Raw genomic sequence first — 16,764 nt, 5'->3', positions numbered from 1 at the left:
TAATTCCTGCTGGTGGGTGTAGCGCTAGCTCGGGGATGCTCCGAGATGATCGACGTAGCGCTGGACTTCCATCCGCTTGGGGTTTAGCTTCAACGCCTGAAGATAGGCCGCGCGGGCTTCCGGACTCCGCCCCTCTTGCTCCAGCAGCAAGCCTAATCGCACGTAAACTTCGTCTCCGGGACGGGCCGCCGCCGCCCGGGAAAATTGGTCAATCATTTTATCCATAGCCCGCCGGTCAGTGGACAGCGCCTGTTGAAACTCGGCGCCTGCCTTCGCAAAATCCCCCAGTTCGGTATAAATAATGCCCAGGTTCGCATAGGCGAAGGCTAGAAACTCGGCGGTGGGAGGGTTCTGCAGGACCACTTCATACTCCGGAATAGCCTCCTGCAATCGTCCTTGATCTTCGAGATAGGCCGCAACGGCGCCGTGGCTGACGCTGTCCTTGGGAGCAATTCTCGCCGCTTCCTGAAAGTACTGGATCGACTCTGGACGCCCAAGCGACATTAGTGCATCGGCCATGTTGTCGTCGGCGACAAAATTATCTTGCGTAACCTCCAGCGTGTGCCCCCAAATCTCAGAACCGCTTCGCCAGTAGCCAACTTGACGATATGTGAGAATCCACAGCGCCGCCAGCACGAGGGCCGCAATCAAGCGGCTCGAAGCCGGACTCATGCTCAGGCCGTTTGCTAAATCGGCGAACCCCCAAACCACAATCACGAATAACCCGATCAGCGGCACGTATGCGTAGCGGTCCGCCATAGCCTGCATCCCAACCTGGACGATCCCAATTACCGGAACCAACATTCCCACGTAGCATAGCCATCCGGTCACGAGATAGGGGTGACGGAAGCGCTGTTGCCAAACGGCCAGGCTCGCACCGACCAGCAACAATGCGCCGAGCGCCACCACGGCATACACGCTGGCCTCGGGCGCGTGGTTCACAATCGGAGCAAAAGGATGCGGGTAGTAAAGTGCAAATCCCGAAGGCCAAAGCATTTTCCACGCATACATGAAATATGAGTAAAGCGCATTAGCCAGGCGCAGAGTAAAAGGGAGATTCTCGGTTGTAGCGATCGTGCCCCGTTGTGCGATCATCGTCACCCGGCTGCTGACCGCCGAGAGCACGAGCAGCGGCAGCTTTTCCAGCGCTAAATGCCAGGGGGACTGTTGGGGAAGCGGGAATGCTTGCGATGGCGGAAGCCAGGAACGCACCCGTTTCAGCGGCCAGAAGTCGAGAAGCAGAAGGACGAACGGCAGGGTTACGATCATCGGTTTGGCTGCGAGTCCAAGGACGAACAGCGCCGCCACGGCGATGTAACGCTTCCAATGGGGTCGTTGCGCGTACCAACCGTATGCGCCGATAGCCAGCAGAAAGAAGAACGTGCTTAGCACATTCTTTCGCTCTGCCACCCAGGCTACCGATTCCACATTGAAGGGATGCCAGGCAAACAGCGCAGCCACCACGAAACTGCGTCCTGCGGCTCCGGTCGCACGTCGCAGCAAGAGAAACAACAAGACCGCGTTGAGCACGTGGAACAGTACGCTGGTCATGTGGTGGCCGCCAGCCGCAAGGCCAAAAAGCTGATAGTCCAGGGCGTGCGACAGCCATGTCAGCGGATGCCAGTTGGCCTGTTCGGTCGACGTAAAAGACCAGCGGATGGTCTGCCAGGTGAGGCCTGCCTTTACATGCGGATTCTGGGTGACATAACCTTCGTCGTCCAGCCTGATGAAGCCGTGGCTGACGACTTGCCCATAGAGGGCCAGAGTGCCTACAACTAAGCAGAGACACGGGAAAAGGTTCCCGGACCACCAGTTGCTCGAACCAAGTTGTGCGGCGCGCCGGCGTTTGGCCGATCCGCGTACACCTCGCTGCCGTTCCTTTGTTACTCCAATTCTGGTCATCTTCGCTTGAACTCGGCAACCCGGAGCGGCGCCTCGTGAGAGCCGATTTTCAGGAGGATCAGGGCGTGGAGATCCCGATTCCTGAGAGTCCAAAGTAGGAATATACACTGCGTCGGCAGCGGGAAAGTCCGGCAGTTTTCCTGAAGTTTTCGAAATTGTTACGTTGCGGTTACAGTCAGGTTAAATTCCTGCAACAAGGGCGAGGCGCTCTATTCCCAGGCCCCAATTCTTCGGTAAGTTTATTACTCGCCATTTGGTAATTCCCAAGATGCCCACGAAAAAGATGCCCACGAAAAAGACGCCCACGAAAAAGAAGCTCTCAATAGCAAGCTCCAAGCCTCGTCCAGGGCCAGTTCGGGCCAAGATAATAGACGGTCCGACCTGGCAAGCCGAAGTTCCTGGCAATCCCGTGCTTTCTAAGATCGACGTTGCCCTGATCGTCATGCTCGCAATTGCGACTTTTGCGGTCTATTCCCGGACTGCCAGAAATTCGTTTGTAAACTTCGATGATCCCCGCTACGTAAGCGAGAACCGCCACGTCCAACAGGGGTTGAATCGGGATACGTTGCGGTGGGCATTTACAACGACGGAAGAAGCCAATTGGCATCCGCTGACCTGGCTATCGCACGCGCTGGATTGCCAACTGTTCGGCTTGATTCCCGCCGGCCATCATTTGACCAACGCTCTGCTGCACGTGATGAATACCGTCCTGCTCTTCTTGATACTGTGGCGGGCCACGGGGGCGACCGGACGGAGTCTATTCGTGGCCGCGCTGTTCGCCCTCCATCCCATGAACGTCGAGAGCGTGGCTTGGATTGCGGAGAGGAAGAACGTCCTTTCCATGCTGTTTTTCCTGCTGACTCTGGGCGCTTACGGCTGGTACGTTCGGAAGCCAAACGTCGCGCGTTACTCGGCAATGGCAGTGCTGTTTGCTCTTGGACTCGCGTCCAAGCCGATGATTGTGACCCTGCCTTTTGTTCTCTTACTCCTCGACTTCTGGCCGCTGCGCCGCGCTTCGGGATGGAGTTCGCCCTCAGCTAGCTTTCCTGTATCACAAGCCGGATTCTGGAAGCTGGCGCTGGAGAAAGTGCCCCTAATCGCGCTTGCAGCGACCAGCAGCATTATCACCATGACCGTGCAACATGGTGCCATGGAAAGAGGAGTCCCGCTGATGGTGCGGTTCACCAATGCTGTCTATTCGTATGTGATGTACCTCGTCAGGACATTCTGGCCGCTCCATTTGGCAGTCTTGTATCCCTACGAGGGCTACCGCCTTTCCGGTTGGGTGGGATTGCTTTGCGGGCTCGTTTTGGCTGGAATCAGCTTCTTGATCTGGCATGCCCGTTCCCGTCCATATCTCGTCGTTGGCTGGCTCTGGTTCCTGGGAACACTGGTCCCGATGATCGGGCTGGTGCAGGTCGGGGATCAGGGAATGGCGGATCGTTACGCGTATCTTCCTCTAATCGGAATCTTTGTGATGCTCGTTTGGTGGGGAGACGAGTGGGCTCGGAGCCGCCAGGTCGATTCTCGATGGCGAAGCTCCGCGGCAGGGATCGTTCTCGCCGTGTTGGCTGTGCTCACATGGCGGCAGATCGGGACCTGGAAGAGCAGCTACGCGCTATGGACGCGCGCGGTCGAGGTCACGAAAGACAATTATGCTGCCGAGAATTATCTCGGGGAAGCAATCCTGCTGACCAGTTTTCAATCGACGGGGCAGCGCTACTCCGAGGAGGCCGCAGTTCATTTCAGAAACGCTGTCCGGCTCAATCCCCGAGACGCCATGAGCCGACTCAATCTGGGGGCCGATCTCCACGAACACGGACACCTGCAGGAAGCAGTTTCGCAATACATGGCAGCCCTTCAGTTAACCCAGGATCCCCAGATCGCGTCGAAAGCGCTGATGGACTTGGGCGCCGCTTATCGAGAGATGAAGGAGTATAAGAAATCCCGGGAGTGCTACCTCCAGGCCATGCAGCTGGATCCAGGCAGCCAGGTCATTTTCATGAACCTTGGCAAGTTGGCCATGGAGGAGAGAATCGATCAGCTCGCTGCCGGAGCAGCAGCCCACCCATCGCCCGAATCTTATTTGCAACTTGGGCAGGTACAGCAAGCCGCCGGCGAGCTTTCTGAAGCGCGCACCTCTTATGAGCTTGCTCTTAAATTGAATCCTACGTTATTGGAGGCGAAGAGCGCTTTGAGTAGTCTGGGCACTGAACCAGGTCGCTAGGCGCTCGTCACTGTTCTTGCTGTGCCTGGGGCGGTTGTGTCTGAGGCGGCTGTCCCTGGTTAGGTGGTTGTGCCGGATTTGAAGTCCCTGCTCCCGACGGAAGCAGGGCAACTGGCGACAGCGAGGTAGGACCTTTTATTTCCATTCCTCGATCGCGGGTGGGATCGTAAAAAAACAACCAGTCCTTGTAGTGATTCTTGTGGTCGAACTCCCGAATCGTACGAGCCTTGCTCTTGCTGGCCACACCGAAAATCACCTGTCCTACAAGATTGACGCGACTGTCGTTGGGGGCAAAGCCCGACTGCGGGCTTCCTGCGTTCGACTGAGAATTCACCGCTGATCCGGGGGCAGTAGGCGCTCCGGGAGACGGCACTGTAGATCCGGGCGCAGGCGCTAGAGATGTGCTGTCAGATGCAGGCGAAGGGGAGTCACCGGAAGAAGTCGGAGTGTCGGAATTATCACCGGTTCCGTTGCCGCTGACTTGTGCGCCGTTGAGGTTGGGCACACCGGCAGGAGGCTGAACGTCCCCCATATGAAGAAGCCGGAAATCCCCCCCGGTAATTGGATCCTTATAGAGCTTGCGAATGTACCGGACTCCAGTGGTGTTCTGAAGTTGGTCAAGAGTTACGGGATAGCGGCCGGTTTTCTGAGCAAACCTGCGGATGGCCCGGGAATACTGAACGCCGCGGTGAATCATCTCCTCCTCGCGGTCCCGTCTGATTTCGAAGGCTATGGTTGGCGCAACGATGGCCGCGGCGATTACAAGAAGGGCCATGAAAAGGGTCAACGTCAGCAAGATATAGCCGCCTTGCGGGCATTCCCCCCGACCGAAATTTCCGATTTTTCGCACCATACCAAGATTTACACGTAGATCTAGAAACTGTATTTCAATCCCAATTGGATTGTCCGCGGACGGTGGGCATCGACTGGCCGCAGAAAAGAACTTCCAGTCGTGCAGTCTACCGGAACCGGTTGACCCCCATTCGCCGCAATCAGCCCGCCCGCTGCCGAAAAGTTAGAGAGCGCCCCACCGTAGCAACTCACGGTGTTGTTGGCAGTATTTCCGATGTTGGGATTAAAGATTCGAAACTGAGTGTGGTTGAAAACGTTGAAAGCTTCAAACCGGAACTCCAGATTGCTGGCCTCGGTGACCTTGAAGTTCTTCAGCAAGGACAGGTCGAAATTCAACCGATGCGGATTATTGAGGAAATTACGGCCCGCATCTCCGAAAGTGAGCCCTTGGGGGGCGGCGAACGCTGCCGGGTTATACAACAGCGGGCCAATGCTCTGCGGGTTAATGCGGCTGATGCCGGTCGGCAGGGCGGAACGGGGATTGCCGACGACGTCCGGGTAAGAGCCAGTGCCGGCCCCATTGGCCACGCCGGCATTATCCACCACTGAAATCCCTAAATTGCTGCCTCCATTGATTACGCTGAAAGGAGTTCCGGATTGAAAGACCGTGATTCCAGAAACCTGCCAGCCGTCCAGCAAAGTGTGCAGCAACCGGGACCCGGCCTCCGACGGCTTAGCGGCTTGCGGAGCAGGGTCATCCGATTCATGGACTACCAATCCTTCAAAAGCTCGGCTGAACTTCGGCAGATCGTAGATGTAATTGAAGTTCAGCAAATGCCGCTGATCGAAATTTGAACTGGCCCAGTTCGACTTGATATTGGCCGAATTCACAAACGACGCATCCGATCGATCGGAAGAATCGTCGAACGAGTGGCTGAACGTATAAGATACGCCCACAGTGAGCGGGCCGCTGGTTCGTCGCATCGTCGCCTGGAGAGCGTCATACTGGGAGTCGGCGATATTCTGTAGTCCCAAAATACGCTGGAAGCCAATGTACTTGCGAAGCGAATTTGGACTCGGCACCCCAGTGTACCCGTAACAGGCAGCCACCATATTTTCCCATGCGGGCTGTGCCGGAGTTATGATGACGCCATTGATGCCAGTGCCGTTCGGTCCTATGAAACTATTGTTGTTGAAAGTACAATCCCCGGGAGCGAATGAACCAGGAAAAGCCTGGGTAATGAGCGGTTGACCGGGGGCATAAGGATTGCCGCTGGGAAAAATTCCGTTGTCCGCCCCGGTCGGAGGCGGCGTCAGTTGGTTCAGTTGAAGCTCTGCCGGAAGATGAGTTCCCTTGCTCCCAACGTAAGCCACAGTAGCCACCATGGCCCTGGGGAGCTGGTGCTGCACGCTCAAGCTCCACTGCTGCACGTCAGGCCAGGTTGCTTTGGTCGGAATGGACGTGACGTCGAGCGGAAAGGCTACCCGGCTGGCCCCAATCACGTTATAGCCGATCGAAGAGTAAATCTGCGGAAACGGATCGGTCATGCTGAGCACCAACGGCGAACTGCCCTCCAGTGAACCGGTATTGGCATCCTTTGCGGTGCCATGCTCAAAGAAGATTCCATACCCTCCGCGAATCGAAGTCTTGCCGTCGCCTTTTGGATCCCAGGCAAACCCGATTCTGGGAGCGGGGTTGAAAAGATGGCTTTTCATGCAACTTGCCGGCACCCCATTTTTCCCGCACTGAACCAATCCATTGATCACCGCTGGATTCAAGCTGGCTGACGGATTATCCGGATCCAGAATGACCGGCTGATTGTTTACTTGGAGGAATCCGCCAAACGTCCCTGCACTCCGCTCAGCGACGGACACAGTCGATGCAACCGTCGAGCTAAACGCGCTGGGATCCCAGTTGTAGGCGTTCAAATTTTTCTCGTGGAAATCCCCAAAATAACTTAGACGGACCCCCAAGTTCACAGTCAAGTGGCGGTTTACGGTCCAGTCATCTTGAATGTAGGGTTCGGCAACCCAATAGTCGTTGTAATACTTGAGTTGGGCGCTGTCTTGCTGAAAACTCTTGATTCCATTGAATGTGCAAGTGCTCTCGACACAATAAGGCGCCCCCGGCCCCGACAGAAAATTGGACCAGGCATTCCCGGTGTTCAGAGCACCTCCACTGTTCTGGTTGCTCGAAGTGAGAATGCCCTGTAGATCGCCCGTGGCGGCGCCAATGGCTCCGTTGGTCTCGCTTCTCCGCGCATCGAGTAACTGAATTCCGAACTGTAGAGTGTGGCCGTGCCAAGCCTTGCTGATGTTGTCCCCCAAGCCGTACGTCGGATTGGTGTGATCCCAAGGCTGGTAGGAAGGATCGACTGCAAAACCGAAGCCGCCGTAGACGGCGTTTGTCCCCGCAATGACGAGGCCGGGCGGTTTCCCACCCGCGCCATTGTTGAAAATGAAGCTCATGCAACCCGGAACGGCGTTCACAGCGCAATTCGTAATCGGCTGAAGATTCGCCCCCGGGCCATTCTGCCCGCGCAGGGTGATGTGGGCATCGACGTAGCTGGCCACAAATTCGTTCAGCAGGGTCGGGGAAATCGTATTGGTCAGCCGCGCAACCATACTGATCCCAGGGCCGTTCAGCCGGCTCTGCACGGTCGGGAAGTTGTTTTGCACGGCACCCCACAGCGGGGTGGCAAGAGTCGTGTCCCAGGAGTCGTGAATATAACGGAACGAAAGGCGCATCTTTTCGGTGAAATTGTGGTCAACCCGACCCAGTTCCTCCCGCCAATACGTCGAGGGAGAGATTACGGCGGCATAGCACGGTATGTTGGGCTGGCCCGTGCTCTGGTTAATCGTATTCGCCAGGCTCGAGTTACAGCCGGTGGGAGAGTTGGGCATCGGAATCATCCCGGTGTTGACAATTGCCGCGCTGGTAGTGTCGATGGGCACAAGGTCTCCCGGGAACGTGTTTACCCCGTCCGGGCTCGGGCAGTCGGGATACTGGGCTCGAGGAAGCGGCGACGAACCGCCGGCACTGGCCAGAGGGCATACGTCGCTGAAGTCGGCGCAACTTCCGGGGCCGGCAGGGCAGTTGGAAACTCCAACGCCACGCTCGGCGGCCGAGGGCACGGCCTGGTTGAATTCCTGCGGAGTTTTCTCCAGCCGGAATTCTTCCGACCAGAAGAAATACGTCTTGTCTTTCTTGGTGTTGAACACCCCCGGAATATAGAGCGGGCCGCCGATTGTGCCCCCGAAGTCCTGCCTGCGATAGAGCGGCGCCTTCGTCGTCTGGTCGAAGTAGTTGCGGGCGTTGAAAAATTCGTTACGAACAAAGTCGTATAGTCCGCCGTGAAACTTGGGCGTGCCAGACTTCGTGCTCACCAGCACAGTGCCCGATGCGCTACGCCCATACATCGCCCCGTAGTTGGAAGTGAGCACCTTCACTTCCTGAATAGCATCCAGACTGGGATAGACCATCAACGTGCTCTCAGCCCCGTTGAGCCCGGCGTTCAGAACGTCGCTGCCGTCGACGTCGAAGTTGTTGTACTCCACTCGTCCGCCGTTGACGCTGTACTTCACGCTGCCTTTCACGCCCACCAAGGCTTCGTCCTGTCCCGTCTGGTTGCTGACGCCCGGCGCGAGAGCAATGAGTTGGGTAAAGTTGCGGCCGTTTAAGCCGGTCTTCAAGACTTCCTTTTCGGTGATCGTACCTTCGATATGGGACTCTGCGGTTTTTACTCCCGTTACGTTCTCGGTTACTTCCACTTTCTGTACTTCACTGGGTGGCACGAGTGACGCGTCGATTTGAAGAGCCTGATCCGCGGCCAGCGTAACATCCGTCTCGAAAGGGGCGAACCCCGGCGCCTCAACCTTCAGGTGATATTGGCCTGGCGCCAATCCATTCAGCACATACAGCCCTTGCGCATTCGCAGTCGCCACGATCGGCTTTAGGCCCGGGAACGCAACGGTCGCGGTACCGCCCGAAATCACCGCTCCGGTCTGGTCGGTGGTGACGCCGTAGAGTGCGGAGCGCCCTCGCTCAGGTTTGACGTGGATGTTCTGCGGCGCCGCAACGGTCTGAATGGAAGGTGCAGCCACGGGAGTTTGGGCCGGGGCAGCGGTCGCCGGATTTTCCTGTCCAGACGCGGATGCGCCAGGTTCGGGTGAAGCCGGCGCGGATGCAGCCGGCTGGGAAGGATGCGGGGTCATGGTCATGACCGCGTCCGCCTCGGTCACTCCGGTGGCGGCGACTTTTATCTGGATCTCAAAATCGTCGTACCCCGGCGCGCTGATAGTCAGTTTATAAACGCCAGGCGTAATTCCGGTAAGCCGGTATTCGCCGCGCTCGTTGGTTGTAGCCTCCCCGCTGGCGCCCTGCGCCACGACCCGGGCATTCACGACCGGCCCTCCCGTCAGAGCGATAACCGTGCCGTGCAGCGATGCGTTTCCATTCTGCGGCGGTGAAACAGCCGAGGCAATCCGTGCACTGGCGACGCAGGCGCTGGCAGCAGCCAGCACGGTCAACAACAATACAAAACGACGAGGAAGTCTCAAGCCGATCCTCCAGGAGAGATCACGAAAGCCGCCAGACACACTGATCTGTTCGTGGGCAACCACGCGAAAGTGAACGGCAAGGGTAGCGACCGATTGTTACAGTGCTGTGAAGAAGAGGTTAATTTCACATGACATCGCCAACCAATTTCGTCCGCTTGTCATGCCGTTTTATTCGAACAGGTCGCGTCGGATTTGTGTCCATTGCGGCGGCTCCGATGTGGCGGCCGTGAGCAACCCTTTTTTCCACAGCGCCTCGCACAACTGTCGAGCGCCGCACCGGAGCGCCCCAAACGTTGCAAGAGAATTGCGAACGAGGTGCATTTTTTCGCACAGTTTAACCCTGTCTACGCGAGAAATTCATATTCCGTTCATCTTTCCGTCATTCTGCAGTAACAGGCTTCCGCGATAGTTGGGGCGCACAACAGGCAGTATTCGGTTGCGCGCCCGTACGAAATCGTTTTTCTCAACTATCTTGGCGTGTCCGGAAGCTTAGGGCATAGCTGCGCGGGGCTATCCCCCACAACCCTGTACAACTTTCAAGGAGATACACCATGAAGAAGAAAGTACTTGGAGCGGCTCTGTTGCTGATGGCGACAGTGTTCGCTTCCAATGCATTCGCAGCGGTCAATGACTGTTCCGGCACACCGACCATTCAGGCGATTGGGGTGGGATCGTCGGGCATGTACAACGCGATGTCCTACGCCATGGTCTCGATCGTCAGCAACAACAGCTTCAACACTTCGTCGTACAGCATGATCTCCAACAAGGCTGGCAACCTGCTGCTCACCGACAGCCGCTTCAGCACTTCGCTCAACGACACGCCGACGATCACGGTCGTCTGGAGTAACAATGACGGCAGCAACAACTGCAACGTCTGGGCCTACTTCAGCGTCGACTCTGGGATCGGCATCAAAGACTATTTTGCATGGAAAAAAGTTACGGTCGGCACGGCGACATTCAGCGTAGCGGCCGTGTACCCTGCTTTCACTGGTACTTTCTCTTCCGCGAACAAAGTTGGTGGCTTGCCGGACAATCTACAGGGTTTGAGCGCATTGCCGACCACGATTTTCAACGCCCTTAACACTCCGCCAGTTCCTTCCAGCCAGACCGATACCCCGTTCCTGCACGGCCTGGCCTATTGCGGTTACCAGTCCGGCGGATCGGCGAAAGCTGGAACCTGGTGCAAGTTCAACTTCGGCTTCTCCGATGAGCGCCCGGAAGACAACTTGTTTATGGTCACCCGCGCGCTGAGTTCGATTCCAGCCGCAGGCGGACTGACTGGGTTGGGCTATAACAACGGCGGCTGCCTCGCTGGAACCGACGGTACCGCCGCCCAACAGGGGTGCCCCATTGTTGACTCCTTTGGCGGAAGCAACTATTTCAACGTCCTGACTTTCAAACTGTCAGGTACGGATCCAATCACGTCCGGCACCATTCCCGCGTATACGAGTTTGCGTGTCGGAGCGGTCCCGATTCTCGCGTTCGTGAACAACGGAGACACGGCCGCACTGGGCTTCGGAGGGAAGTATACCGACGCTAACAGCCACAGCCACTACGCCTTCACCAATATCAACAAGAAAGTCCTTAGCTTAATCTACGACGGTACGCTGCATTGCACGGGCGACCTGCTTCCGGGCACGCCGGTTGCGAACAACAACATCTACGACCAGGGTTGGATCGCAGGTCCGCCTCCGGGTGCGGGCAAGCCGATCCAAGTCGTTCAGCGCGAAATGCTGTCCGGAACCTACACCGCTTTCGAGTACACTGGTGTGCGCACTTTGGGCGGCAGCGGCAATCCCTTCGTTGCTAAGGCTTCCAGTACGGCTTGGGTCAGCGATGCTGACAGCGGCCAGGAGTACGGCAATGATCCCACGACCAACTTCAGCTCCTCCCATTGCGGCGGTACGGTGGCGCTCAATGCCGGACTGTCGACTGCTCCTGACGGAACGGTTAGCTGCGGCGACCCGCTCTTCATCATCACCGGCGAAGCCGGCAAGACCTGCGGCACCGGTCTGCGCTTGCGCACGATCGGCACCGGCCAGGAAGTTCCCGCTGCTCTCGGCCAGAAGAACAAGGGCGGGAGCGTAGTGACGGACGGCATCGGGTACGCCTTCTGGAGCTATGGCAACTTCGCACCTGCGGTTACTAGCTGCAACACGGCTCTCACCAGCCAGACCGCCTACAACGCCTCTTGCACTCCCACAGGCCACTACCTGACCGTGGACAGCGTCGATCCGCTGTTCATTACTCCTGGTGGCGAGAACGATGCTGCCTACGGCGGCGTGAATAACCCGGCTGGTGCGTTTAACCTGCCGCAGTGCAACCTCACATCAAGCGCCCTGCCCTGCATCCAGCTTCCGTTCACCCATGTTTATGACGGAACCTATCCGCTGTGGTCCATCAACACGTTGGTTACGTTCCAGAACGTGGGAAGTGGAACCGGCCAAACCCTGTTCACGCCTTTGTCGGTGCTCAGTCTGGTCGCGAATGCCCAAATCCAGGTGGCTAGCCCGACCCTGAATCTTTCGGACTTCGTGCCCGTCTACAAGAACATCAACACCACCAACAACCCGCCGACTGGCGACTTGAATGTGGGCGTGTTCCGCTCGCACTACAAGGAAACCAACTCTCCGAACAATGGCCACGCCGCTTGCGCGGGTGTCTTCACCAACGTCGACATCACCGGCTCAACCAAGGGCAGCAGCAACAAGTGCCTGATCGATGCCGGCGCCGACGCCGGTGGTTCGGTGCTGACGGTGCAGTCCGATGTTGACTTCAACGTAGACTTCGGCTCCCTGTTCCTCTCTGGGGCGTACGAAATCTACGACCTGCGTCAGTAGTCGGAATGCCTGAGTACAGTATGTATTGCGCTGGAGATAAGGAGGCGGGCCAGTTGCCCGCCTCCTTCCTCCGGCGATCTTGTTTTTAAGGCAATGGCAATTTTTGTTGAAACAGGCTTGCATTTCGGTACATATCCGTTCAAACTTTCAGTTCTTTCGGCCAAGCAAAAAGGAGTTCCATGCAGTTGAAATCTTTGATAACGCTTATTCTTCGTTGTATCGCCTTGTTCCTCCTCGCAGCCGTGGCCGCCGCTTTTGCGCAGCAGAGTCCGGCGACGAAGCCCGATTCCACTTCTCTCGCAGGCGCTCCAGGCGCGGCAACCTCTGCACCTCCATCTGCGCCGTCGACCCCAAAGACTGATGCTCCGGCGCCCGCCGGGCAGTCGAAGCCGGAGGCAACTCCGGTCATGCCTGAGTTGAAACAGGAACCGCACCTCGATCCCAGCGGCAAGCCGCTCTATGAGACGATTCAGGAAGACTGGAGTTCCCTACAGGTGACGACGAGCAATCTGGTGGTGCAGCCACCCTTGGTGGGTGAGGTTGCCGACGAGACCAAATTTACCCGCACGCTGGTGCGCTTACAGTGGCGGCCAGGCGATCCCGTTGACTTGTGGATCGTGCAACCAAAAGGCGTGAAAAAGCCGCCCGTGGTTCTTTACCTTTACGACTACATTGAAGATCCCGAAAAGTTTCGCAGTAAAGTCTGGTGTGAGCGCGTGACCAGCGGGGGATTTGCCGCCGTGGGATTCCTATCGGCTCTGAGCACGGATCGCTTCCGGGATCGGCCTCTGAAGCAGTGGTTCGTGAGCGAATTGCAGGAGTCGCTGGGAAGCACGGTCCATGATGTTAAGTTCATTCTCGACTACCTCGAATCGCGGGGCGATCTGGACATGACGCGAGTGGGAATGTTCGGGCAGGGCTCGGGCGGCGCCATTGCCATCCTGTCGGCAGCCGCGGACTCGCGCATCAAGGTCATCGATACCCTCGAACCTTGGGGAGACTGGCCGGACTTTCTGGTTCAATCCCCAATCGTGTCCGCCGATCCCAAGCGGGAGGACTACAGCAAACCGGAATTTCTGAAGAAAGTGGCGCCGCTGGATCCGGTGAAATGGCTTCCCACTTTGAAGGTGCCGATTCGTGTGCAGCAGGTACAACACTACCTCGCGGTACCGATGGAGACCAAAGACGCAATTAAGGCGGCGCTGCCCAAGCAGGCGGAACTGTCCCGGTTCGAAGGACTGGGCGAACTGTCGAGCCGGGAGGGCGGCGGCGCGCTGTTTTGGTGGATCAAGGAAAAGGTGCAGGATTCGGGCAAGCCGGCCGAGGGCAACGATGCGAAGAAATCCATTGCGGTGGAAACTGGTTCCGACCCGAGTTCGACTGTACACCCCTGAAGCAGTAGATTTTTTGAGCCGGGATTCTGCATGCGCCGATGAGAAGTGCATGCAGGAATCAGCGATTCAATTTTGTTAGCTCTTAGCGATTAGAAATCTACATAGATGGGCTCCGGCAAAGTGTGTGGGGCCCAGGAGCCTTGTTCTCCAGAAGGATTTGTGTGCGCAAAGGTGCCGATTCCAGGTTACTGTTCTCCTGCATAGTACTCTGCCTGCTGACTGCAGGTTGCAGCAGCAGCGGTTCGAAGACCAGCAGTAGCGGCTTGCAGTTCACCGCTCCCTTGACGGGTCCGACGATCGAATCCGCTCAGAGCGTCAGCCTTACAGTCAATGAGCCGGTTACATGGACGTGGCAAAACGGCAGCGGGTTTGGGAAACCTATCGGTCAGCTAACCAACCAAACCCCAACTTCAGTAACGTACGTGGCGCCGACGGTGAATCCACCTTTCTGTGGTGGCAGCGCGCCTCCCCCGCCACTACAAGCAACGGTGGTGGCGACATCTACGGCAGACTCCACCCAATCTGTATCCATTGTTGTAACCATTACGCAGGCTCAGCCTTGCATAGTTGTGGCCAGTAACGTCGCTACGGTTTGCCCTCCGTCGGGGACGATTATTCTGCCAACTTCGATTCAAATTGCTCCGCTTTTCCAGGCTGGTGTCTTCGCACTGTTCACCATTAACGACGGTGGCAGTCAGAGCCATGCTCCGTTCGGCGTGGCCCCGTTTACCTGGTCCCTGGCTTCTGGCTTACTGCCCAGTGGGCTCACCCTCTTACCTTCTGCCGACGGTTCTACGGTGAATATTCAGGGCACTCCAGCCTCGTCCGGCTGCTCAGTGGCCACTCTACAGATCACAGACGCGACTGGAGCTACTGCCAGCGAGCCAATCGCGTTCGTAGTGATCCCACCTGCTCTGAAGGTCCAGGTACCAAGCTACCCTGACTCGTACGTGAATACGTCCACAAACGTTGGCGTTCCGTATCCTCCGACCGCCATTTCTGTATCCGGAGGTCTAACGCCCTATACCTGGGCATACAATTCAACGCCCGGCGGAGTTCCTGACTTTCCCGCCGGACTTTGCCTGAGTAGTTCCACCAGCAATGTGCCTTCCGGTTGTACGAGTAGCGCTCCTCCCGCGAGCTCGAGCGTTGGTTTTGTCTGGGGAACGCCACTGGCCAGTAATCTCGGAACTGAACAGAACACTGGCGGACCTTTCACGGTGCAGTTGCAGATCAGCGACAGCCAGCAACCCTACCCGGCGGTGGCGCTTCCCAATCTCACTTCGACGGTTTACCCGCTACAGACTTCTTGCCCTTCAGCGCCGGACATCCAACCAAGCACACTCAACGGCGGGACGACCGGAGCCGGTTCGGTCCCGGCGAACGCGTACCTGCAAGGATCGTTTGCGTTCTTAGTCCGTGGCTTTGATGCGAACGGTCCCGTCGCGATTGCGGGCAGCGTAGTCACCGACGGCAACGGAGGCATTACGGGAGGAGCTGAGGACATTACGCGAAGCGCCGGTTCTCAGAGTCTGACGATCCTTTCGGCAGGAAGTTCCTACTCGCTTGGCGGATCTCTCAGAGTCTCAGCGTTGGGCGGTCCGTCTGCTGTTTACAATCGGGGCTGCATGACGCTGGCAAATTCGGGAGGAACCTCAACCACATTTGCTTTTAGTCTAGGGGGATGTTCCAACAGTTATACAGAAGGCGGCGCAATTACGACGCACGATAACGCGTGCGGGATGATGCTGAACGGCCAGGGGCAGAACGTCGCCGCCGGCACTTATTCGACGGGACGAATCATTGAGTTCGACGACATTACGGGCACGGGCACTCGGGGGGCAGGAATTCTAAGGTTGCAAGACTCCTCCAGTTTTTCGAACAGCGGATTCAGCGGGCTTTACGCCTTCGGACTCGCTGGTCAGGACTCCAGCGGTGGTCACTACGCCCTGGCGGGCTCGACCCAGGCGAGTTCCGGCAACTTGAGTTCAGCGGCCGCCGACATCGACGATGCAGGCACTCTCAGCTCTAACCTGACTGGTGGCAGCGGGACTTACAATATCGGCGCAAATGGGAGAGGAACCGCGACCCTGACACTTGGCCCGACGACTCTGGACCTTGCCTTGTATATGGTCAGCAGCGGCGAGGCCATCGCGATCACGACCGATCCCTTGAGCTCGAGCCATCCCATTGTCTCCGGAGAAGCTATTAAGGCATCTGGCCCCTTCAATTTCGCAACCCTACAGAACAGTCACATGTTCCACATCGGGGGGCTGGGCCCAAGCGGTCCGGATGTCAGCGTTGGCGTCTTAAACTTCGACGGTTTCGGCAGTTTGACCGGTACCGCTTATCAAGACCAGGCTGCAACGCTCGGGACAACGAGCCTGTCAGGTGTTTATTCAATGGATAGCAATACCGGGCGGACCACATTCTCGGCCCCTACGATTAACCAGACCCTGGGACCGCATCCATTCGTCGCTTACCTGACTGGGCCGCCCTCCACTCTGACGCGCGCCAACTGTAGTACGCCGGCGAGTTGCGTCACCGGATTTCTCGTGGGTATCGACGGTACTGCCCAGGACGGTATCCTGGAGTTCCAAACCCCCACAATCGCCCCGCCTCCCCCGTTTGGCAAGCAATTCATTGCCGGAGACTATCTCTACGGCAACGCAGAGAGTCTGGATGCCGCAACGACGAATATCGACGGCAGCTTGTCCAGCGACACCAACAACCTTGTCAGCAGAAGTCAAAATACGAGCTATGCCAACGGCAGTTACTGCTTGCAGAGCGACTGCCTGATCTTGTTGCCTGAGGAAACTTTCTCGAGTTCTTCATATACGGTAAACGCGGACGGCACGGGCTCGTTCGGCAGCGAGACGGCATCAGTGACCAATGGCAACGTCGTCTTCTACATCGACGAATCGCCGTTGAACCTGCATCCTTCGGTGATTGTTGCGGAACAATAATGGAAGGTGTCGGATTGCGATCGGGTTCCAGGCGATTTCCGGGTTTCGATCAGCAACGCTGAGGGCAAGAATGCCCTACCTAT

The 16,764-nt window shown here is 57.3% G+C and carries 8 protein-coding genes; 5 read left to right on the top strand and 3 right to left on the bottom strand.

Translation table 11 applies throughout. The annotated features are described in order from the left end of the window. Window positions 1-24: 24 nt before the first annotated feature. Complete coding sequence (locus VGM18_09655; protein HEY3973257.1) at window positions 25-1,902, bottom strand: tetratricopeptide repeat protein; 1,878 nt, start codon at window positions 1,900-1,902, stop codon at window positions 25-27. A gap of 268 nt (window positions 1,903-2,170) precedes the next feature. Between VGM18_09655 and VGM18_09650 the strand changes: the two genes are divergently transcribed. Beyond that, window positions 2,171-4,129: a tetratricopeptide repeat protein gene (locus tag VGM18_09650; GenBank protein ID HEY3973256.1), complete on the top strand. Its 1,959-nt coding sequence runs from the start codon at window positions 2,171-2,173 to the stop codon at window positions 4,127-4,129. A gap of 7 nt (window positions 4,130-4,136) precedes the next feature. Here VGM18_09650 and VGM18_09645 read toward each other — a convergent pair whose 3' ends face one another. Beyond that, window positions 4,137-4,463, bottom strand: a complete 327-nt coding sequence (locus VGM18_09645) for a hypothetical protein (protein HEY3973255.1) — start codon at window positions 4,461-4,463, stop codon at window positions 4,137-4,139. A 198-nt stretch (window positions 4,464-4,661) separates the two neighbouring features. Here VGM18_09645 and VGM18_09640 point away from each other — a divergent pair, with 198 nt between their 5' ends. Continuing rightward, window positions 4,662-5,000: a hypothetical protein gene (locus VGM18_09640; GenBank protein ID HEY3973254.1), complete on the top strand. Its 339-nt coding sequence runs from the start codon at window positions 4,662-4,664 to the stop codon at window positions 4,998-5,000. A gap of 2 nt (window positions 5,001-5,002) precedes the next feature. Here the strand turns inward: VGM18_09640 and VGM18_09635 are convergent, their stop codons facing one another. Beyond that, on the bottom strand, window positions 5,003-9,481 hold the full coding sequence (locus VGM18_09635) for a carboxypeptidase regulatory-like domain-containing protein (protein ID HEY3973253.1): 4,479 nt from the start codon (window positions 9,479-9,481) through the stop codon (window positions 5,003-5,005). A gap of 551 nt (window positions 9,482-10,032) precedes the next feature. Here VGM18_09635 and VGM18_09630 point away from each other — a divergent pair. The 3 genes from VGM18_09630 to VGM18_09620 all read left to right on the top strand — a co-directional run bounded on the left by VGM18_09630 (window position 10,033) and on the right by VGM18_09620 (window position 16,681). Then, window positions 10,033-12,321: a hypothetical protein gene (locus VGM18_09630; GenBank protein ID HEY3973252.1), complete on the top strand. Its 2,289-nt coding sequence runs from the start codon at window positions 10,033-10,035 to the stop codon at window positions 12,319-12,321. A gap of 179 nt (window positions 12,322-12,500) precedes the next feature. Then, window positions 12,501-13,715, top strand: coding sequence for an alpha/beta hydrolase (locus VGM18_09625; GenBank protein ID HEY3973251.1), 1,215 nt, complete (start codon window positions 12,501-12,503; stop codon window positions 13,713-13,715). Between the two features lie 569 nt (window positions 13,716-14,284). Beyond that, window positions 14,285-16,681: a hypothetical protein gene (locus tag VGM18_09620; protein ID HEY3973250.1), complete on the top strand. Its 2,397-nt coding sequence runs from the start codon at window positions 14,285-14,287 to the stop codon at window positions 16,679-16,681. Window positions 16,682-16,764 lie beyond the last annotated feature (83 nt).

The sequence above is a fragment of the Candidatus Sulfotelmatobacter sp. genome, assembly GCA_036500765.1.
Lineage (GTDB): Bacteria > Acidobacteriota > Terriglobia > Terriglobales > Acidobacteriaceae > Sulfotelmatobacter.
This window is presented reverse-complemented; position numbering and strand designations above follow the sequence as displayed.